The 19,815-nt window shown below is 61.7% G+C and carries 19 protein-coding genes; 9 read left to right on the top strand and 10 right to left on the bottom strand.

Annotated features, from left to right (window positions below; all coding sequences use genetic code 11):
- The first annotated feature begins 17 nt into the window (after nt 1-17).
- On the top strand, nt 18-1,145 hold the full coding sequence (locus tag Q7S58_RS14420; RefSeq protein WP_304827016.1) for an alpha/beta hydrolase: 1,128 nt from the start codon (nt 18-20) through the stop codon (nt 1,143-1,145).
- Nucleotides 1,146-1,175: 30 nt separating this feature from the next.
- Here Q7S58_RS14420 and Q7S58_RS14415 read toward each other — a convergent pair whose 3' ends face one another.
- The 3 genes from Q7S58_RS14415 to Q7S58_RS14405 all read right to left on the bottom strand — a co-directional run bounded on the left by Q7S58_RS14415 (nt 1,176) and on the right by Q7S58_RS14405 (nt 4,420).
- The gene (locus tag Q7S58_RS14415) at nt 1,176-2,069 is read right to left on the bottom strand and encodes an SDR family NAD(P)-dependent oxidoreductase (protein ID WP_304827013.1); all 894 of its coding nucleotides are present in this window, start codon (nt 2,067-2,069) and stop codon (nt 1,176-1,178) included.
- A 126-nt stretch (nt 2,070-2,195) separates the two neighbouring features.
- Nucleotides 2,196-3,185 carry a hypothetical protein gene (locus Q7S58_RS14410; protein ID WP_304827010.1) on the bottom strand — a complete coding sequence of 330 codons (990 nt, stop codon included), beginning with the start codon at nt 3,183-3,185 and terminating at the stop codon, nt 2,196-2,198.
- Nucleotides 3,186-3,262: 77 nt separating this feature from the next.
- On the bottom strand, nt 3,263-4,420 hold the full coding sequence (locus Q7S58_RS14405; RefSeq protein WP_304827007.1) for a CaiB/BaiF CoA-transferase family protein: 1,158 nt from the start codon (nt 4,418-4,420) through the stop codon (nt 3,263-3,265).
- Nucleotides 4,421-4,714: 294 nt separating this feature from the next.
- Between Q7S58_RS14405 and Q7S58_RS14400 the strand changes: the two genes are divergently transcribed.
- From Q7S58_RS14400 to Q7S58_RS14390, 3 genes are read left to right on the top strand one after another with little or no spacing between them, the layout of a single operon-like run.
- Nucleotides 4,715-5,869 (top strand): ABC transporter permease, encoded by a 1,155-nt coding sequence (locus Q7S58_RS14400; RefSeq protein ID WP_304827004.1) that lies wholly within the window; start codon nt 4,715-4,717, stop codon nt 5,867-5,869.
- 30 nt (nt 5,870-5,899) lie between these two features.
- A complete protein-coding gene (locus Q7S58_RS14395; protein WP_304827001.1) occupies nt 5,900-6,922 on the top strand; it encodes a methyltransferase in 1,023 nt (340 codons plus the stop codon).
- 22 nt (nt 6,923-6,944) lie between these two features.
- Nucleotides 6,945-8,108, top strand: coding sequence for an ABC transporter permease (locus Q7S58_RS14390; RefSeq protein ID WP_304826997.1), 1,164 nt, complete (start codon nt 6,945-6,947; stop codon nt 8,106-8,108).
- 2 nt (nt 8,109-8,110) lie between these two features.
- On the opposite strand, the gene malQ is transcribed toward Q7S58_RS14390, so the two are convergent.
- From malQ to Q7S58_RS14370, 4 genes are all read right to left on the bottom strand, one after another.
- Complete coding sequence (malQ, locus tag Q7S58_RS14385; RefSeq protein WP_304826994.1) at nt 8,111-9,658, bottom strand: 4-alpha-glucanotransferase; 1,548 nt, start codon at nt 9,656-9,658, stop codon at nt 8,111-8,113.
- 109 nt (nt 9,659-9,767) lie between these two features.
- Nucleotides 9,768-10,415: an EthD family reductase gene (locus Q7S58_RS14380; RefSeq protein WP_304826991.1), complete on the bottom strand. Its 648-nt coding sequence runs from the start codon at nt 10,413-10,415 to the stop codon at nt 9,768-9,770.
- An 18-nt stretch (nt 10,416-10,433) separates the two neighbouring features.
- A complete protein-coding gene (locus tag Q7S58_RS14375) occupies nt 10,434-11,192 on the bottom strand; it encodes an SDR family NAD(P)-dependent oxidoreductase (RefSeq protein WP_304826988.1) in 759 nt (252 codons plus the stop codon).
- 10 nt (nt 11,193-11,202) lie between these two features.
- Entirely contained in the window at nt 11,203-11,559 is a 357-nt protein-coding gene (locus Q7S58_RS14370) for a tetratricopeptide repeat protein (RefSeq protein ID WP_304826985.1), read from the bottom strand.
- A gap of 97 nt (nt 11,560-11,656) precedes the next feature.
- On the opposite strand from Q7S58_RS14370, the gene Q7S58_RS14365 reads away from it, so the two are divergent.
- Nucleotides 11,657-11,974, top strand: a complete 318-nt coding sequence (locus Q7S58_RS14365; protein ID WP_304826982.1) for a metal-sulfur cluster assembly factor — start codon at nt 11,657-11,659, stop codon at nt 11,972-11,974.
- Between the two features lie 151 nt (nt 11,975-12,125).
- Here the strand turns inward: Q7S58_RS14365 and Q7S58_RS14360 are convergent, their stop codons facing one another.
- A complete protein-coding gene (locus Q7S58_RS14360; protein ID WP_304826979.1) occupies nt 12,126-13,736 on the bottom strand; it encodes an FAD-binding oxidoreductase in 1,611 nt (536 codons plus the stop codon).
- Between the two features lie 130 nt (nt 13,737-13,866).
- On the opposite strand from Q7S58_RS14360, the gene Q7S58_RS14355 reads away from it, so the two are divergent.
- Both Q7S58_RS14355 and Q7S58_RS14350 read left to right on the top strand, forming a co-directional pair.
- Nucleotides 13,867-14,748: a haloalkane dehalogenase gene (locus tag Q7S58_RS14355; RefSeq protein WP_304826976.1), complete on the top strand. Its 882-nt coding sequence runs from the start codon at nt 13,867-13,869 to the stop codon at nt 14,746-14,748.
- A 33-nt stretch (nt 14,749-14,781) separates the two neighbouring features.
- Complete coding sequence (locus tag Q7S58_RS14350; protein ID WP_304826973.1) at nt 14,782-15,576, top strand: enoyl-CoA hydratase/isomerase family protein; 795 nt, start codon at nt 14,782-14,784, stop codon at nt 15,574-15,576.
- Nucleotides 15,577-15,864: 288 nt separating this feature from the next.
- On the opposite strand, the gene Q7S58_RS14345 is transcribed toward Q7S58_RS14350, so the two are convergent.
- Both Q7S58_RS14345 and hpnR read right to left on the bottom strand, forming a co-directional pair.
- Nucleotides 15,865-16,032, bottom strand: coding sequence for a type II toxin-antitoxin system HicB family antitoxin (locus Q7S58_RS14345; RefSeq protein ID WP_304826970.1), 168 nt, complete (start codon nt 16,030-16,032; stop codon nt 15,865-15,867).
- 114 nt (nt 16,033-16,146) lie between these two features.
- On the bottom strand, nt 16,147-17,667 hold the full coding sequence (hpnR, locus tag Q7S58_RS14340) for a hopanoid C-3 methylase HpnR (protein ID WP_304826967.1): 1,521 nt from the start codon (nt 17,665-17,667) through the stop codon (nt 16,147-16,149).
- A 290-nt stretch (nt 17,668-17,957) separates the two neighbouring features.
- On the opposite strand from hpnR, the gene Q7S58_RS14335 reads away from it, so the two are divergent.
- Entirely contained in the window at nt 17,958-18,971 is a 1,014-nt protein-coding gene (locus Q7S58_RS14335; protein WP_304826964.1) for an aldo/keto reductase, read from the top strand.
- A 37-nt stretch (nt 18,972-19,008) separates the two neighbouring features.
- Nucleotides 19,009-19,422, top strand: a complete 414-nt coding sequence (locus Q7S58_RS14330; RefSeq protein ID WP_304826961.1) for a VOC family protein — start codon at nt 19,009-19,011, stop codon at nt 19,420-19,422.
- Nucleotides 19,423-19,815 lie beyond the last annotated feature (393 nt).

Raw genomic sequence — 19,815 nt, 5'->3', positions numbered from 1 at the left:
TGACAAATCATAACCTCATGAGCGACGAGTCAAATCCGCAAGCCGTCGGCGACGCCGGCGAACCCGAACCAAAACGGCGTGGCATCCTCGGCGTCGGGTCAATCATTCTCGGCGTGCCACTGCTGCTGTGGATGGTCACGGCCTTCATCGTCTCTCGCAGCCTCAAGTATCCGCCTTCCCTGGAGAAGGGCACCGGCCATGACGTCCTGGGAGAGCATATCCCCATTTTCACTCGCGGGTCGGTGAGCAACATCCGCGCGGCGACGGGGCTCGAACCGCAAAGGCTGGATTGTGGAGCAGTGCGGGACGATAGCTTTCGCGGGCGCTCGGTGCCGGTGATCGGATGGTTTTTCGCAGGCAGCCGTCCCGAGGTCATCGTGCTGCTGCCGCCGGCTGGAGGGGACGAAGTCCAGATAATACCCTACGTCAAGTTTCTTCACGCGGCGGGTTACAACATTCTGGCCGCGTACAGCGCGAACAATCCGAAATACGGGATTACCTGGGGCTTAACCAAGCGCAAATTCGCGTTCGAGATCGTTCGCGAACTTAACGAAGACGGCTACGACAAAGTGGCTGCAATCGGGATTTCAGAAGGAGGTGCGGCAGCTATCCTTGCGCAGTCCGAAAAGCCGGTGTTCAAAGCGATCGTCGTCGACAGTTCGTATGCGAACCTCGCCCAAACTCTGTTGCACAGTCCCGCAATGGCAGGCCTCAATCCCGCGTTTGCGCGCACCGTGATTTGGGAGGCGTACTGGTGGTTCGGCAAAAACCTGTTCAACGTCTCGCCCGCGAAAGCGGCAGCCAATCTCGGCAAGTGTCCGCTGCTCATCATCCAGAATAGCGGCGATCCGCTGACCCCGGTCGCTGACGGCGAGGCGATACGCCAAGCCGCCAGTGGTCCCGCCGAACTGTGGATTACGCCGTCGAAAGGCCACGCCGACGCGATTTTCCAGGTGCCGAAGGAATACGCCGCTCACGTGACCGCGTTCCTGGACAAGGTCTTCGGGCCGGCGCCCGCCGTTGCTCAGGCAATCCCCTCGCCGATTCCCGCGGCATCGCCGTCGCCAAGCCAGCACAAACTCCGCGAGCGATTGAAGATGCGTCATCGCACGACCACGACCAAAGCCCAAGCCGCGTCGCAGTAACGGCGCATCCGCGTGGCGAGCGCGATCCGCTTACATCCGCGGCGGTTCCAGATCGACGAGCAGCGTGGACTTCAACTGATCGAATAGCCGATCGATATTCCATGGGCCGTCATTGTAGAGGATCTTGTCCGCTACGATATGGCGATAACGCATGATTCGATAACCCGACGCACCGAAGCACTGGCCAGTGACTTTCTCAGCAGCGTCGCTCGCGAGGAACACCACGATCGGCGCGACGTTGGCCGGATCGCGCGGCGTGCCCTCGACGTTCTCGGACTGCGGGATTCCCGTCGCGCCCGGCATCCGGCCGGCAGGGATCGTATCGGTCATTCGCGTCGACGCGCCCGGCATGATCGCGTTCACGGTGATGCCGTATTTCTGAAGCGCGTTCGCGCTCGAATACGTCAATCCGAGGATTCCCGCCTTGGCCGCCGCATAGTTCGGCTGGCCGGGACTGCCGAGCGCCGAGTTCGACGAAAAGTTGATGACTCGTCCGAACTTGCGCTCGCGCATATGCGCCGTCGCCGGACGCATCGTGCAGTAATGCCCCTTCAGATGCACCCGGATCACGTCGTCCCACTCCTGCTCGCTCATGTTGAACAGCATGCGATCGCGCAGGATGCCCGCCACGTTGACCAGGATGTCGAGCTTGCCGAACTCCTTGATGGCCTGATTGACGAGGCCTTCGCCGCCCTCGACCGTCGAGATATCCATGTGATTCGACACCGCGTTGCCGCCCGCCGCCTTGATCTCTTTCGCAACGTCGTCGGCCGGCGATGAAGTCTCCTTTTGCCCGGCGACCGTCACGCCGAGATCGTTGATCACAACTGCGCATCCCTGCGCGGCGAATGCCCTCGCGATTCCGCGGCCGATACCGCGGCCGCCGCCGGTGATAGCGGCTACTTTCCCGTCGAGCTTGCCCATGCTGAATCTCCTTGTCGTGTGTGATGTGGGAATCCAAACTTGAGTTTTGGTTCCCTGAGGCTTATAGCGCAAATCTCGCGATTCGGAACAGAAGCGCTCCGGGTATCGCGCAAATCGAGGCTTGTCCTACTTTGCGAACGGCTGCGAGTAGAGAAACTCGCCGTCGATATCGCCGGACGTCGTGAGCTTGCCGATCTTCCCGTTCGGCTCGGTGAACCATAAATTGCCGTCGGGACCCGCCGCGATAAAGGTCGCCGCCGTGGTCTCCGACGTGCGGAATTCGGTGAATTGTCCATCGGGGGTGACGCGATAAATCAGATGCGCCTTGACCATCGTCACCCACAGGTTTTTGTCCGAGCCGCTCGCGATACCGAGCGGCACTCCCGAGGTGGGAAACTGGAATTCGCTGATCGCACCCTGCGGCGTGATTCGACCGACCTTGTTCACCTGCGGCTCGGTAAACCAGACGTTGCCGTCGGAGCCGAGCGCGAGCATCGCAGGACGGCTATCGGGCGTGCCGATTTGAAATTCGGTCAGCTTGCCCGCCGTCGTCATCCGCCCGATGCGATTCACCTTGTCTTCCGCGAACCACAAATTGTTGTCGCTGCCAGCGATGATCTCGGCCGGGCCCGATTTTTTTGGCACGGGAATCTCAGTCAGCGTGCCGTTGGGGCTTAGCCGCCCGATCCGATCCGCGACGTGCTCCGTGAACCAGAGATTGCCGTCGGAGCCCGTGGTGATACCAGCCGGGCCGCTGTTCGAGTTGGGCAGTTTGATGTACGCGACCTTGCCGTCGGCGGCTACGCGCCCGATTCGATTGCCGAACGTGTCGGTGAACCAGATTGCGCCGTCGGGTCCGGTCGTGATTCGCTCGGCGAAGCCGTCTTCATCGATCTCGAATCGCTTGGTCGCGCCGTACGGAGTTATGCGCCCGATACCCGCGCCCTGGAACTCCGTGAACCACAGATTGCCGTCCGGCCCGGCAGTGATCGCGTAAGGAGCATGGGCGCTGATCGCGGCGCCACCCGGCGACGGCGTCGCCGACGGGATTGCCTGCGCGTGCGCCGACGGCGCCGTCACGGTTGGCTGCTTCGCGCCGCAAGCTCCGATGCTCAATGCGGCAATCGCGCAGCCAAGCAATCGCGAAATCGACGCGATGCGCGCCCGCTGATTCGGATTTGCCGCGGGCCTGCTCACCTCACAACTTGATCGGCTCGCAGCTTCGCAATCTCGTTCGCACTGAATCCGAAGTCGCTCAGTATCTCATCGGTATGCTGACCCAGCGCCGGCGCGTGCCGCCACAGTTCCGGTTGCGTGCGCGAGAACTTCGCCGGCGATCGCACCGCGCGCACACGCCCGGCCGCCGGATGCTCATACTCGAAGAAAGTCTGGTTCACGGTGAACTGCGGATCGGTCCAGATCGAATCGAAATCGTTGAGCGGACCGCATGGAACGTCCGCCGCCTCGATCCGCTCGAGCCAGTACGCCGACGGCTTCGTGGGAAAGAGCGTGATCAGGCTCTTGATCGATCGCTTGACCCGTTCCATGCGCGGTTCGTCGCCCTCGAACCATTCCAGATGCCCCACCGCACCGAGAATTCCCGCCCAATGCTTGTCCGTAAGCGGCGCGATCGTGATGTAGCCGTCGGCGGTCTGGAACGGCTCGAGCGTATTCATCGAAGGCGGCACGCCGCGCTGATCGGGCAGATAGGTATGCCGCGAGGCGACGTCGGGCATCAGGTAGTACGCGACCGCATCGATCATCGCGATCGTCAGATGCTGTCCGCGTCCGCTGCGCTGCGCTTCGTTGAGCGCCGCGAGAATCGAGATCGCCGCCGTCATCGCAGTGACCTTGTCGGCGATAATATTTTTCACCGCGCGCGGCCGCCCCTGCGTACGCTGCGAAACCATCACTCCCGCCATACCCTGGATGATCGGATCGTAGGCAGGCTTGTTCACGTATGGGCCTTCGAAGCCGTAGCCGGCAATCGAGCAATAGACGATCTTCGGATTGCGCGCCGCGACCGCCTCGTAACCCACGCCCAGCCGCTCGACCACGCCGGGCCGCACATTCTGGATCACCACGTCGGCCTGCTCCGCCATCTTGAGCAGCACCTCCGCTGCGCCGTCGCGCTTCAGATCGAGCATGATCGCGCGCTTGTTGCGATTCCAGTTGAGAATTCCGATCGTCATGCCGCCGCGATCGCTGCCGCTCGGCATGCGCGTCACGTCGCCCACGGGCTGCTCGAACTTGACTATGTCGGCGCCCAAATCACCGAGCATCATCGTGCAGAACGGTCCCGATACGACCATGCTCATATCGAGCACGCGGATCCCTTTCAGTGGTCCCATGAAAATCTCCCCGAGTTGCGCATCAAGTCCTGCTTATAGTTCAAGCCGATAGGCCGTCACAACTTGGCTTCGATCCGCTGCGCGCGCAGATCGCCGGGCCTACGGTATCGAGATGATCGAAATGGTCAACTCCAGGAGTTGATCGAACTTGCACAACGTGTCGCGTTTGGGCGATAACTGCCGGACTGATCGATTCGGTTATTCGTCGGTGACCGATGGCGCGTCTTACAACATCATCAGCAGCGCTCGCGGCGTCAAATTCCTCGGCGGATTACTCGGATTAAGGGGACCGGGTTGAACCTGTTCAAACTCGTCGGACGCAACTTGCAGCGCAATCCAGCGCGATCGATTCTGACCGCGCTCACGATCGCGCTCGCCACCTTTATATTTCTCGTGCTCGCGTCCGTGCCCGCCTCGATGGACAAAATTGTTCGCGACGCTTCGGCGACGCTGCGCCTGATCGTGCTCAATCGAAGCCTGCCGCTCTACGGACTCCCCGCCCGCTACTGCAACGACATCCGCGAGATGCCCGGATGCGCCGCGTGCGTCGCAATCACCGGATGGCCCGCGACCTACCGCGACGCCAGCGCGCAAATCCTTGCCGTCGCCGAAGGCCTCGAAATCGCCGACGTGTTTCCCGACTACGATCTCGGCGGCGAGGCGAGCCGCGCGCTGCAACGGGAGCGCCGCGGCGCCTTCGCTGGGCGAATATTGATGGCCCGCAACGGATGGCGGCCCGGGCAGCAGGTGACGCTGCGCGGCGTCGATCGCGATCATCTCGCGCTCGATTTCGTGATTCTCGGCGAGATGCCCGCGAAGCGCTATCCAAACATGTTCGCGTTCCGCCGCGACTACCTCGAGGAGGCGCGCCGCGCGATCGGCCATCCCAATCCGGACCTCGCGCTGAACCTCGTCGTGCGCGTGAACAGCCCCGCGCAGGTCGATTCGTTGATCAAGGAAATCGATCGCTACTTCCGCAACTCCGACTATGAAACCCGCACACTGACCGAAAGCGACGCGCTGGCCGGCGGCCTTTCTTCCGTCGGCGATATCCGCGCGATCGTGCTGAGCCTGTGCGCAATCGTGATTCTCACTTTTTTCCTGATCGCCGCCAACTCGACCGCCATGATGGTGCGCGAGCGCATGAACGAAGTCGCCGTGATGCGCGCGCTCGGCTTCAGCCGCTCGACGATTTCGCTGATGCTGTTTGGCGAGTGCGGCGCGATCGGCCTCGCCGGCGGTGTGATCGGCGGAACGACCGCGCTTTACATTTTCGGCGCGGGACTGTCGCTCCGGGTGACGGGCGATATCGGCGCTCTGTGGGTTACGCCCTCCGGCGCGATTGCGGCTATTATCATCGCGGTCGCAATCTCTTTGATCAGTGGTCTCGGTCCTATCTGGAGCGCTATCAGGACGCCGCCTGCGGAGGCGATCGGCAAAGTTGTTTGAAGCAGAGCCCCTTGTTCGACGGTTTTCGGCATGAACGATTCGCTGCTCGATAATTCATCCCTGCGGGAGAAAATCTCCAACCTGTTCGTAGGCGGCATCGTCACCCAGATCGTTTACGTCGCGGCCAAACTTGGAATTCCTGATTTGCTCGCCTCGGCTCCGATGACCGCGGAGGAAATCGCCGCCAAAACGGGCGCGCATCCTCCTACACTGGTAGGCATCCTGCGCGCGCTGGTCGCGCTCGAGGTGCTGGGCGAGATGCCCGACCGGCGCTTCGCGCTCAAGCCAATCGGCGAATTCCTGCGCTCGAACCCCGGATGGCGCACGCAGGCGATCTTGCTCGGCGAGGAATATTTTCGCGCCGCGGGTGACCTGCTCCACACCGCCCTCACGGGAGAGCCTGCATTCGACCACATCTTCGGCATGGGCTTTTACGAATACTTCACCCGCAACGAAGCCGCCGCGTCGCGCTTCAACGAAGTGATGACGATGACGGCGCCGCTCCGCTATTCCGACGTGACGGCCGCCTTCGATTTCTCCCGCGCCAAAAAACTCGTCGATATCGGCGGTGGCCACGGCGCCATGACGTCGATCGTCCTGCGCGCCAATTCTGGCTTGCGCGCGGTGCTTTTCGACTCGCCGCCGGTGGTCGAGGGCGCCCGGCGCAGAATCGAAGTGGAAGGCCTGGGAGCGCGCTGCGAATTCGTCGGCGGCGATTTCTTCAAATCGGTGCCGGCCGGCGGCGACGCCTACCTGCTGTCATCGGTGATGGTGAATTGGGACGACGAGCGCGCGCTCGCGATCCTGCGAAACTGCCGCGCCGCGATGACAGTCGGCGCCGACCTCGTGATCGCCGAGTATGCGATGCTCGAAGGCCGGAATTACGCAACTTCGACGTATGTCGCCGCGGTCGCGGCGCTCGCAATCCAGGGCAGTCACGCGCGGTCGCAAGCCGACTACGATACGCTGCTTGCGAAAGCCGGCTTCCGAATCGAAAAGATCACCCCCCTCCTGTACGAACCCTACGTCCTGCTTCACGCGAGACCAGTCTGAGAGAATTGGCCGGGCGCGCCGCGTGATACCGATCAAGTACAACGTGCGCAGTCTGATGGTGCGGCGGATGACGTCCGCGATGACCGCGATTGGCGTCGCGATGGTCGTGTTCATCCTGTTTATCCTGTTCGGCTTCGTCGCCGGTCTGCGCGCCACCGTTCTCCGGGCCGGCTCGCGCGGCAACTGGATCGTGCTGAGCCGCGGCACCACCGCCGAGCCGCAGAGTTTCGTGACGCGCGAGCAGTACAACGTGATCAGGACGCGTCCCGAGATTGCTGCGAACGCCAACGGCGCTCCGCTGGTATCGCCCGAGATGGTCACCGCGTTCAATCCGCTGCCCGATGGCGCGCTCGATCAGAGCAACTTCACCTACTTGCGCGGCGTTTATCCCACCGCATTTCAGGTTCATCGCGGGATCGAGATCGCCAGCGGGCGGATGCCCGAGCCGGGCCAGGCCGAAATGATCACCGGACGGCGGCTCGCAAAAAAATTTCCGCATCTTGCGCCGGGTCATGAGCTGCATTTTGGACATCGCACCTGGCGTATCGTCGGCACATTTTCCGATCGAGGCAGCGCGCGCGAATCCGAAATCTGGACCGACCTCGACGTGTTGCAGCAGGACGTCCACTTCGGCAACGGATTCTCCTCCCTGCACATCGTGATGAAGCCCGGGATGGACGAGAGTCTGCGGGCAGCGCTGCTTAAGGATGCGCGACTCAGCCTCGACGCGATTCCCGAGGATCGCTTTTACGAGCAGCAGTCGCGGCTCGCGGATAGCTTTGCCGGACTCGGACTCATCGTCGCGGGGATTCTCGCAATCGGCGCGATCTTCGGCGGCATGAACACGATGTACACGTCGGTTGCGCGGCGTACGCGCGAGGTCGGCATCCTGCGCGCGCTCGGCTTCAGCAATTCGTCCATCCTCGTGAGCTTCATCGTCGAGAGTATCGTGCTGGCGCTGGCCGGCGGAGTGATCGGCGAGGTTCTCGGCGTGCTCGTTGCCACCATGACCGGACTGAGCTCGCATCTGATGAGCGTCGAGATGCTCATCTTCTCATTCAGGATGACGCCATCGGCGTTTATCTCTGGACTTGTCGCGGCGCTGATAATGGGCGTGCTCGGCGGATTGCTGCCGGCATGGCGCGCCGCCAAAATCACCCTGCTCGATTCGATTCGCGCCGCGTAGCGCTATGCGCTGAACCGTCCGCTGCGCATCGCGATCTCGCGAACCAGCGCGACCTGTGCTTGAATCGCCCGGCTGCGCCGCAGTTTTTCGATCGGGAGCGGCAGTCGATAGGTCCAATTCGAATCGCCGACCTGCCCCGGCCGATTGATCTGTACGCTCCAGCCGAACAAATCCTGGAACGGAGTTAGCACCAGGCGCGACGGCGCCTGATAAAGCGCGCCGAGAATCGCATCGCGCGCGCGCCGATTCAGCATCTCGCGCGGATTTGCTTGCGCCTCGACGCCGAGCGCTCGCACCAGTTTCTCGCGTTCGCCAATCGGCTGTTCGCGCCACCAGATCGTCAGCGCTTCGGTATCGTGAGTGCCGGTCGTCGCGAGCGAAAGCTCGGGATACTTAACCGGGCTCAAGTATGTTTCGGCGGGAGAATCCCAATCGACGCGCTCCCACTGCATCACCTTGTACCCGGCGACGCCGAGCTCCGTCAGCGATTGCCGAACCCACGGCGGCACCGTGCCGAGATCCTCCGCGATGATCGTCGCCGCGCCGGCCTCGTGCTTGATCGCGTTGATTATCTCTTCGCCCTGCGTCTTTTGCTGCGCTTCATCCGCGGGAGTGAAAATTCCGGGCTGATTTTCGTCGGCGCCGAAGTTGAAAGTGCGATACAAGCCGACGACGTGATCGATCCGAATCAGGTCGAAGAGCGCGCTCGCGCGGCGCACTCGCGAACGCAGAATCCGGTAGCCACCCGCGCGCATCTTTGCCCAATTCGGCAGCGGCAGTCCCCAGCGCTGACCCCTCGCGTTGAAGGTGTCGGGCGGCGCGCCTACGCTGCGCGTCAGGTCGAAATCATCCTGATTGGCCCAAACTTCGGCACTGTCGCGGCCCGGCGAGAACGCCAGATCGCCGCCCAGCGCCACGCCGCGCGACGACGCGTACCTCCGAATCTCGTTCCATTGCCGATGCGCAATAAATTGCCAGTAGCAATACATCTCGATTTTGTCGGCAAGTTCGCGCCGCGTTTGCTCGAGCGCCGTGGCCTCGCGACGCATCAACTCGCGCGGCCACGCTTCCCACTTCGCCCACTCGAAGCGATCCTTCAGCGCGCGAAACAGCGCGTAGTCGTGGATCCATTCCGCGTTGTCCTTGATAAACGCGTCGAGTTCCGGTCCTTCGTCGCGGCCGCCGCGCGCGCGAGTCGCGCGGAATGCGCGCTCCAGCAGCGCGAGCTTTTCGCGCCGCACGACTGCGCGCGGAATCCGCCGTCCGTTGCCGATATTCGTGCGCGCGCGCCCGAGCACGACACGTCCCACGCCGCCCAGGTCGCGGATCGCGATGTACATCGGATCGATCGCCTGCACGCAAATCGCGCTGTACGGACTCAGTTCTCCGGGCGCCGTCTCGTCGAGCGGCAGAAGCTGGATCGCGCGATGCCCCATCGAGAGCGCGAAATCGATCATCGGCGCCAGATCGGCAATTTCGCCGCGGCCGAGTGTCGCGCGCGTGCGCAAGGAAAACAGCGGTATCAGAATTCCCGCGGACCGTGCCAGCATGATCAACAAGATTACTGAGACTCGTGCCGCGAGATCGATTGTGCCGGCAAACCTGCGGATTCAGTCGGCGAGCGTGAATCCAGTTCTGAATCGGATCCCGAATTCGATCTTAAATTTCCACTCGAGCATCGAGGCGCCGCACCTGCGCGTTGCGAATCGTCGCAGCTTCGTCCTGCTGCAATTCCAGACCGAGCTGCGACGCATACGCCGCCCGATATGCCTCGAGCGAATCGAACACCAGGATCGCCATCCGGTTGCGCGTGACATCGCCGCCCGGCGCCTGCATCAGCTTCCCGATGATGTAGTTGCGCAGCCCCGGCAGTCGCCGCGCGATCCCGGTATGCTTGCTGAGATAGCGCTCTTCCGCCGCGCTCGCCCCCGCACTCTGCTCGAGATCGAACTCGGCGATCATCGTGAAGCATCGCTGCTCCGCGCGCCGCGAATCGAACGGCACGATCACTTCGCCTTCCGCCGAATGCGACGTCAGATCCTTCAGATGCGCCTGCGTATCGGTGATTAGCGGCGGCACTACGTCCGATCGCATCGCGGCTTCCGCCGCAGTGCTGCTGTCGTAAGTCATGATCGCGCCGCGAATTCGATCAGGCTCCTTGCCGCCCGTCTTCATCAGGCGTCCGGTGTAGTACTGCCGAAGCCCGGGGAAGCGCCTCGCCAGGGCTACGTGATGCCCCAGGTAGTTTCGCTCTTCCGCTTCGAGATCGCCGCTCTGAAAGTTGAACGAGACGTATGTGATGTACATTTGTGCTCCGAAATACTTTTAGATGACGAAGCCGCCGTTCGGACTGATCACCTGCCCCACCATGAATTTCGAATCGTCGCACGAGAGATAAAGCGCCGCCGCCGCGATATCGCTCGGCTCGCCGAATCTTCCGATCGGCGTCATCGCGATCACCTGCTGCTTGAATTCCGCTTCGATCGGCGCGGTCATCGGCGTGTTGATAAATCCGGGCGCGATACAATTCACCAGGATGCCCATGCCGACCACTTCGCGCGCCACCGATTTCGTGAACGAGATGATGCCGCCCTTCGCCGCGCAGTAATCCGCCGCGAACGCGAGCCCGGTCGTCCCCGCGATCGAGCCGATATTCACGATTCGCCCCGCGCCTTTCGGAATCATCACCTTGAGCGCTTCGCGGGTGCAGAAGAACGTCGAATCGAGATGCGTCGATAGCATCTTGTGCCAGTCTTCGTCGCTCTTGTCCTGCGTCGGAATGATCTCGCTCGATTCGCGCGTGCGCCCGATCCCCGCGTTGTTGATCAGCACGTCGATCGTGCCGAACGCCGCGATAAAATCCGCGAACATCTTCTTCACCGCCGCGCTGTTCGCCACGTCCGCGACGAACGGCCGCGCCTTGCCGCCCGCGCGCTCGATCTCCGTCACGACGTTCTGCGCCGATTCGGGCCTGATGTCGTTAACGCCGATCGTCGCGCCCTCGCGCGCGAACGTCAGTCCCATCTCGCGCCCAAGCCCCGAACCGCCGCCCGTGATCAGTACAATCTTGTCCTTCAGCTTCATCGCGACCTCGCTACGCTTTTGGCTTGCCTTCTTTCAGTTGCCGTTTCCAATCGAGCCGGCGCGCCTCTGCGCCAGCGGCTTCAGCTTCGGGGACCATCCCTTTCTTCTGATAGAACATGCTGAGGTTGGTATGCGCCAGGATATCTTCGGGATCCTCCGCGATATGCCGCCGCGTGAGTTCGATCGCTTGGTCGAGATCGCCCTTCGCCTGGTAGCACATCGTCAGCCCGTGGAGCGCATCGATATACTTGGGATCGATTTCGAGCGCCTTCTGGTAGAGCGCGATCGCCTCGTCGTATTTTTCGTCGGCGTAGGCGTCGATCGCATCGTCGTACAATTCCTCTTTCTGATTTTCCGCATCGGCCATGATTGATGAAGTCTCCCGGGCCGCCCGCGCGAGCGACAACGCGATCGTCGATGCCGATATCGCCCGGCAGCACCCTCTTATATACTAGATACTGCCGATGGAGAATTCACCCGCACCGACGGAGGCCGACGTTTACGAGGTTCTCCGCGAATGCTACGACCCGGAGATTCCGGTCAATCTCGTGGACCTCGGCCTGATCTACGGCGTCACGATCGAAAATCGAAACATCAACGTGATTATGACGCTCACCGCACCCGGCTGCCAGATGAGCACAATGATCACGCAGGACATCCAGGACAAGCTGCTCGGCATCCCGGGCGTCGAAGATGCCGCCGTCGAGATCGTCTGGGATCCGCCGTGGACGCCGCACCTGATGAGCGAGGCCGCGCGCAAACAACTCGACCTCAACGACTGAGCGCGAATATCTATTACATCGAACGCCGAAGTCGCGGAACGCGACGCGAAGCCGACTTCGGGCCGAAGGGCCGAATCGCTCCAAGATAAAGGTGCAGGTGAGGGTGTCGTCGGGCCGTTCGGAAATCCGAACGGCTCGACGACGCTCCCCTTCACGGATCGATAAGCACGCCCGCATTCAGAATTCCGCGCGGATCGAGCGCCCGCTTCGCCGCCCTGAGCGCATTCGCAAACCCCTCTGGCCGTTGACGATCGTACCACGGCCGATGATAGCGCCCGACCGCGTGATGATGCGTGATCGTGCCGCCCAGCGCGATCAATCGATCCGAAACTGCCGCCTTGATTTCATCCCACTGCTCGATCTGCGAGCCGCGCTTGCCCGGCGCCAGCACTGTGTAGTACGGCGCTGGCCCGTCGGGATAAACGTGCGTAAAGCGGCACGTCACCGAGCCTTTGCCGCACACTCGTTTGATCGCGTCGGTCGCGGTCTCGATCATCTGGCGATGAAATTCCGGGAAGCGGTCCCACGTGATCGAAGTCTCGAACGTATTGCTCACCATCCCCATCGCAGCGACCGTGTCCATCAGGTACGGCGCGTTGAGAAACGAATTGCGCCACGCACCCGCCGATCCTTCGTGTGTCGCCTCGGCGTCAGTCCGCGTCTTCGTCGCCTCGGTCGGCACCTTGCCGCCATGATCGGCGCAGCATTCGAGCGCGCGCTTCATCCACGGTTCCAGCGGATGGTCCGCTGACTCGAATGCGAGCACCAGCACCGCTTCGTTGCCATTGCCGGCGCCGGAGTTGAAAGCCTCGCCCTCGTCGAGCACGCGGCAATTCGCCGGATAGAGTCCGGCTTGCGAGATCTGCCGCACCGCCTCGGCGGCTTTGAGCAAATCCGGAAACGGCACCGACGCACCCGCGCGATACGTCGGACGATCTTGCACGCGCATCCACGCTTCCGTGATGATTCCTAAAATTCCCTCCGAGCCGATGAACATTCGATCGGGACTCGGACCGGCGCCCGAACCGGGCAATCGCCGCGATTCGACGATTCCCGTCGGCGTGACGACGCGCAGCGACTCGACGAAGTCATCGATATGCGTGTAGAGCGTCGCGAAATGCCCGCCCGATCGCGTCGCGATCCATCCGCCCAGCGTCGAGAATTCGAACGACTGCGGAAAATGCCGAATCGTGTAGCCGTGCGGCTTCAACTGCGCGTCGAGCGCGGGGCCATACACGCCCGCCTGGATTCTTGCCGCGCGCGAAATTTTATCGACCTCGAGCACGTTCCCGAGATGCTTCAAATCGATCGAAACCGCGCCCTTGAAATTGCCGCTGGACGGCGGCTCGACTCCGCCGACCACGCTCGACCCGCCGCCGTACGGCACCGCCGCGAGATTCGCGCCGTCGCACCATTCGAGCACGCGCACCAGTTCCTTCTCGTCGCGCGGAAACGCGACCACGTCGAACGGATTCGGATACTCGCGCCGATACGCGCGCACCAGGTCGCGAAAATCCTTGCCATACGAATGATTCGCGCGCTCGTGCGTGCTGCTCGTGCAGATTGCCTCGAGCGCCGCGGGCGGTTGCACGCGCGGCTCGCGCAGATTCAACTCGCTTTCCTTCGGCGCCGGCAAAATTTCGAGGGGACCTAAGTCGAAGCGCTTCGCCATCCGCTCCGCGATATGCCTTTGCTGTTCCGCGTTCGGGCCCTGGTCTTCGAAGCCCCAGCCCCAGAATTTTCGCTTGCGTTCCTGAGCCATCTTAAGTCGCCTCGCGCGATTTTTCGATTCCGATTTCGCGATTCTGCGCCCGCCGCGCGCGCCAGCGCAAACGTCGGCTTGCACCGCTCGATGCGAGGTCGTATCAATCTCGATCATTCAGGAGAAAATCATGAGCGACGCGCAAATCTCCGCCGCGGATCCGCATCCGCGCAAAAAAATCGATCTGCTTGGCACCTCGATTTCCTGCGTCGATACCGGCAGCGGTGACCCGGTCGTGTTTCTTCATGGCAATCCTACTTCGTCGTATCTCTGGCGAAATATCATTCCGCATGTAGCGCCGCTCGCGCGATGCATCGCGCCGGACCTGATCGGGATGGGCGCGTCCGGACCTTCTGCCACCGGCAGCTATCGCTTCGTCGATCATGCGAAACATCTCGATGCGTTCTTCGACGCGCTGAATCTCAATCACCGCGTGACGCTGGTGGTGCACGATTGGGGCTCTGCGCTCGGCTTCTATTGGGCCTCGAGGCATCCCGACGCCGTCATAGGAATCGCGTACATGGAAGCGATCGTGCGTCCGCTCGAATGGTCCGAATGGTCGAAGACTGCGATTGAAATTTTCAAGGCGCTCCGCAGTCCCGCCGGTGAAAATATGATTCTCGACAAGAACATCTTCGTCGAGCGCATTCTGCCGGGCAGCGTGATGCGCAAACTCACCGACGCGGAAATGGATGCCTATCGCAAGCCGTTCGTGACCGCCGGCGAATCGCGCCGCCCGATGCTCACCTGGCCGCGCGAGATTCCGCTCGACGGCGAACCGGCCGACGTCACCGCGATCGTGCGCGGCTACTCCGAGTGGCTTGCGAAAAGCCCGATACCAAAATTGTTTATCAATGCGGATCCCGGCGCGATCTTGATTGGCGCGCAACGCGAGTTTTGCCGCCGATGGCCCAATCAGCGCGAGCTGACCGTCAAAGGAACCCACTTCATCCAGGAAGATTCGCCCGCCGAAATCGGCGCCGCGATCGCCGCTTGGTATCGCTCGCTCTAACCCGCGCAGTTCGAAGACTATCGAGGCGAAAAAATGGCTGAATATTCAAAATTGATTTTCGATCTCCGCGATCACGTCGCGCACATCACTCTCAATCGGCCTGACGCGGCCAACGGAATCGACCTCGAGCTCGCATCCGAGATTCGGCACGCGGCGCGGCGATGCGCCAACGATCGCGCGGTGCGCGCGGTACTACTTAGCGGCGCCGGCAGGATGTTTTGCGCCGGCGGAGACCTCAAGAGCTTCGCCGCGCAGCCGCCAGAAGAATTGCCCGGATACATCGAGCAGGTGACCTTGCATCTGCATCAGGCGGTCGCGCATTTCGCGCGGATGGACGCGCCGGTCGTTGTCGCGGTGCATGGCAGCGCCGCCGGCGGCGGCTTCAGCCTCGCATGCTCGTGCGATTTCGTGTACGCGGCGGAGTCGGCGAAATTCACGATGGCCTACACGCGGGCCGGCCTCACGCCCGACGGCTCCTCGACGTACTTTCTGCCGCGGATAATCGGCTATCGGCGCACGCTCGAACTCGCGATCACCAATCGCGTGCTGAGCGCGCGCGAAGCGGCCGAAATGGGACTGGTGACGCGCGTAGTGCCCGATGCAGACCTGATGAGCGAGGCGTCGAAGTTCGCAACTCAGCTCGCCACTGGTCCGACCGCCGCATACGGAGGCGTCAAGCGCCTGTTAATCGAAAGCTCGACGAACACGCTCGAGGCGCAACTCGCGCTCGAGACGGATTACATCGCAAGGATGTCGGCCAGCGCCGACGGCCGCGAGGGCATCGCATCATTCCTCGCCAAACGCCCCCCCAAATTCTCCGGCAGGTGATGCGTAGTCGTTATCCGGTGCGCGAGAGGGGGTCTGCCCCGACTTGGTCATTCTGAGAGTTGGTGAATTTTTCGTCGATGAGCGAACCTCACCACTTTGTCATTCTGAGCCGAAGGCCGCGTAGTCGAAAGATCCCGGATCTCTTTTGATCGGCTTTGCGTCGCCTGCACCCTCACCAGCCTCATCGCTAACGCGCTTCGGCTACCTCTCCCGCAACAAAGCGGGCGAGGTATTTAGAGAGAGATCCTTCGACTCCGGCAGCCTTCGCTCAGGATGACGGAGCTAGGCTTACCGAACCGGCGTCTGCCGCTCCGCCAACACTTCGACGGCAAGCAGGATGATTGCTTCGCGGGCCGCGGCTCGCGTCTCACCATACGCAAGTACGCCAGGCAATTCAGGAACTTCGGCGATCCAGCGCCCGTCGGTCTCGCGATCAAATTCAATTCTGAACTTCAAATCACCCCTTTTCTAACAGCGCGTAGCGCGCATCTTTTTCTTACTGCCCCAGGAAGCCCTGAAACCAGTGAGGGGTTTCAGGCATTGTTCCGCTCCGCTCTCTCCTCGCGACGACTATCTGCCGCCGCCGGGCGCGACGATCGGCGTTTCCGCCTGCGGCCGCCCCGGCTTTGGCATGTGTATATACAGTTGTTCCGCCGACGGCCGCCCCTCCGCATGCATCGGCGGCGGACGCATCGCGTACTTCACTTCCTTCGCGTGCTCGGCCACTTGCCGCTCCGCGTTGTACACGCTGTTGAACTTCCAGAGCATCTTAATGAAGTTGGTCTGCCCTTGAAGCGCGAGCTTGCCCGCGATCGACGCCACCTGCCTAAGCGCCGCGAACCCTAGATGCTTCCGATTCAGCACGTCCTGCGTCTTCACCAGCTCCTGGTAGAATTGCAGGAGCGGCAGCTTGGTCGGCAGCACCGCATGCTGGATATCGAACAGCCGGTAGTCGAGCGTCGTCAGCTTGCGCGCTTCGGTGAACCACAACTCGGTGCCGGGATACGGCGTCGCGACCGTCAGATGCACGATCTCCGGGATGCTCATCGCCCATTCGCGAATCACCTCGAAGCGCTTCTCATCCCACGACGGGTCCGCGATCAGATTGATCGCCACGGTGATCCCGATCTCGCGCGCGATTTCGAGCGCCTTGAAATTCACGCCCATCGACGAGCGCTTGCGATGCAGCTTCAGGCCCTCTTCGTCGATCGCCTCGAGCCCGAGGAACATGTATTCCATCCCGAGCTTGCGCCAGTACCGGAACACTTCCGGATTGCGGCACAGCACGTCCGCGCGCGTCTCGAGGTAGTACTGCTTCTTGATTTTGCGTTTCTCGATCTCGTTGCCGATCGCAAACCCATGCTCAGGATGAATGAACGCGACGTCATCGACGATGAAAACATTGGGCTCCTTGATCGAGAGCATGTCTTCGGCCGCGGCCTCCGCCGTCGATTTGCGATAGCTGCGGCCGTAGAAAGTCCACGCGCTGCAAAACGAGCAATCCCACGGGCATCCGCGCGTAAACTCGATCGACGCGCAGGGATCCAGCACTCCGATGAAATACTTGTTGCGCCGCCGTCCGAGGTCGCGCGCCGGAAAAAACTGGTCGAGATTGTCGAGCATGATCGGCGTGGGACCGGCGCCCTGCGTCGTCACCACGCCCGGCACTTTCGCCATCGCGTTGGTGCCGATCGCGTCGAGCAGCATCGGCGTCGCCGTCTCGCCTTCGCCGCGGATCACCGCGTCGATCGATCCTTCAGCGTGCTCTAGAATCTCGTCCGCGACGAACGACCCGCTATGCCCGCCGGTGAACACGAAGCAGTCCTTCATCAACTGCTTCACGTCCTTGGCGAGATCGATCACCTCGGGCACGTTGGCGAGGTAATTCAGCGAGAACCCGATCGCCTGCGGCCGGAAGTTCTTCAGCTCATCGAACAGATCGCTATGCTTGAATATCTGCAGGTCGATAATCCTGACATCATGCCCCGCCGCTCGCACCGCCGCCGCCACGCGTTCCATTCCGAGCGGTTCCAGGCGGAGATAGATCTCGCTGTACATCAGCGGACTCGGATGAACAAAAAGGACCCTCATACCTTCCCTCCGGTGGCAATTATCGCGCGGCATCAAACAGCTCAGGTGTTCCCGCCCTTTCGACCAGGCTGGTCGTCGAAAACCTCGCCTGACCAATCGGCCAGTCCAACTTCTGCGCCATCCTATTCCGTGGCGCGCGTTAGATAAATAGGGCCTGCCAAGAAATCTTAACATCCGCGAAACGTCGCTAAACGGCCTTGACAACGACCGCTAACCGCCGGACTTTGCAATGAGCCGCGATCGACTCCAACCGAAGTTGCAACGGCTGAAAAACCCGCATCGGAGCAACCATGCAGTACGACAAACTCGGCAAAACCGGCATGACCGTCTCGCGCATCTGCCTCGGATGCATGAGCTATGGCGATAAAAAATGGCGCGATTGGGTGCTCACGATGGACGACGCGCGCGACCATTTCGCCGCCGCGATCGAAGCGGGCATCAATTTTTACGACACCGCAGACGTTTACTCGATCGGCGTCAGCGAGGAGGTCACCGGCCGCTGGCTGAATGAGATGGGGAAGCGCGACGAACTGGTGGTCGCGACCAAAGTCAACGGGCCGATGGGACCCGGGCAAAATCGCGCAGGCCTCAGCCGCAAGCACATTCTCGCAGCCGTCGACGCCTCTCTCCGCCGCCTCAAGATGGATTACATCGACCTCTATCAAATCCATCGATGGGATTTTGCGACGCCGATCGAAGAAACGCTCGAGGCGCTCGATTCAATCGTCCGCGCGGGCAAGGTGCGTTATCTCGGCGCCAGCTCGATGGCGGCGTGGCAGTTTGCCAAGGCGCTGCATCTGCAGAAGGAAAACGGATGGCATCGATTCATCTCGATGCAAAATCACTACAACCTCGTTTATCGCGAGGAAGAGCGCGAGATGAATCCGCTATGCCTCGATAGCGGCGTCGGCCTGATCCCGTGGAGTCCGCTCGCGCGCGGCTTCCTGGCCGGCAATCGCGACAAGGCCGGCAGCGGTCCGACCGTGCGCGCCAAGAGCGACGAATTCGCCAAGGGGATGTATTTTCGCGAGAACGATTTCGAAGTGCTCGACGTCGTCGAAAGCATCGCGAAGGAACGCGGCGTCACGCCGTCGCAGGTCGCATGCGCATGGATTCTCCAGGCGCCCGGCGTCAGCGCGCCAATCATCGGCGCGACCAAAATCAATCATCTGAAGGAAGCGATCTCAGCCGTGGACGTGAAGCTCAGCACCGACGAGGTCAAAGCCCTGCAGATGCCCTATCGGCCTCATCCCATTCTCGGGCACACGCAGCCGGAGCCGTCGCGGATGGTGCACGGGCATTAGCCCCTCGTCCGCACTGCTGCGGCAGTAGGAGAAAAAAATGGAAATCAACGGCGTCGCGCATGTGATGCTCACAGTGGGCAACTTTGATGCGTGCCTGCCCTTCTACGAAAAGCTGCTGCCGTATCTCGGGATGAAACCAGTCATCAGGAACAACGACACGCTCTATTGCGTCGGCGGCAGGACCGCGGTTGGGATCGTGCGGGCCGACGATATTCATCGCGGCGAAAAATTTCAGCAACGACGCGTCGGGCTGCACCACGTATGCCTGCGCGCCCGCGAACGCGCCCACGTCGATGAAGCGTACCAGTACCTCTGCAGCATCGACGCGAAAATAGTTCATCCGCCGGAAGAGGGATCGTGGGCGCCGGGATACTACTCAGTGCTGTTCGAAGATCCGGACGGCATCCGCCTCGAGATCAATCACGTCCCCGGCAAAGGCCTGTTAGCATGAGCGGCAACGCCCCGCCGGTCCCGAGGTTTTACGCTCTTTTGTGATTCTGAGCGCAGCGAAGAATCCCGGATCTCTTACCGCGCCAGTTATCTTCCGGGATTCTTCGCCTGCGCAGCCTTCGGCTCTGAATGACACAAGGTGTTGAGCCTGGAAATTTTACGTAATCTCCAAACCGCGGCCTGCCCTTTCCGTCATCCCGAGCGAAGGCTGCCGGAGTCGAGGGATCTCGGTGTCCGCTCGACATCGCGCGCGGGTTGTTACTCGGTCGAGCGGCAAAACCCGGCTTACGCCCGCCGCCCCCTTTAGAGTTGTCCGAACAGATCCGGCTAGCCGGCGGCGTTCGAAAGGTAGCTGGCAATCATCAATGCCCCCACCGTTAGTGCCGAGCCGATG

Source organism: Candidatus Binatus sp., from assembly GCF_030646925.1.
Lineage (GTDB): Bacteria > Desulfobacterota > Binatia > Binatales > Binataceae > Binatus.
The sequence above is the reverse complement of the archived record's forward strand: the minus strand, read 5'-3'. Positions and strand labels throughout refer to the sequence as shown.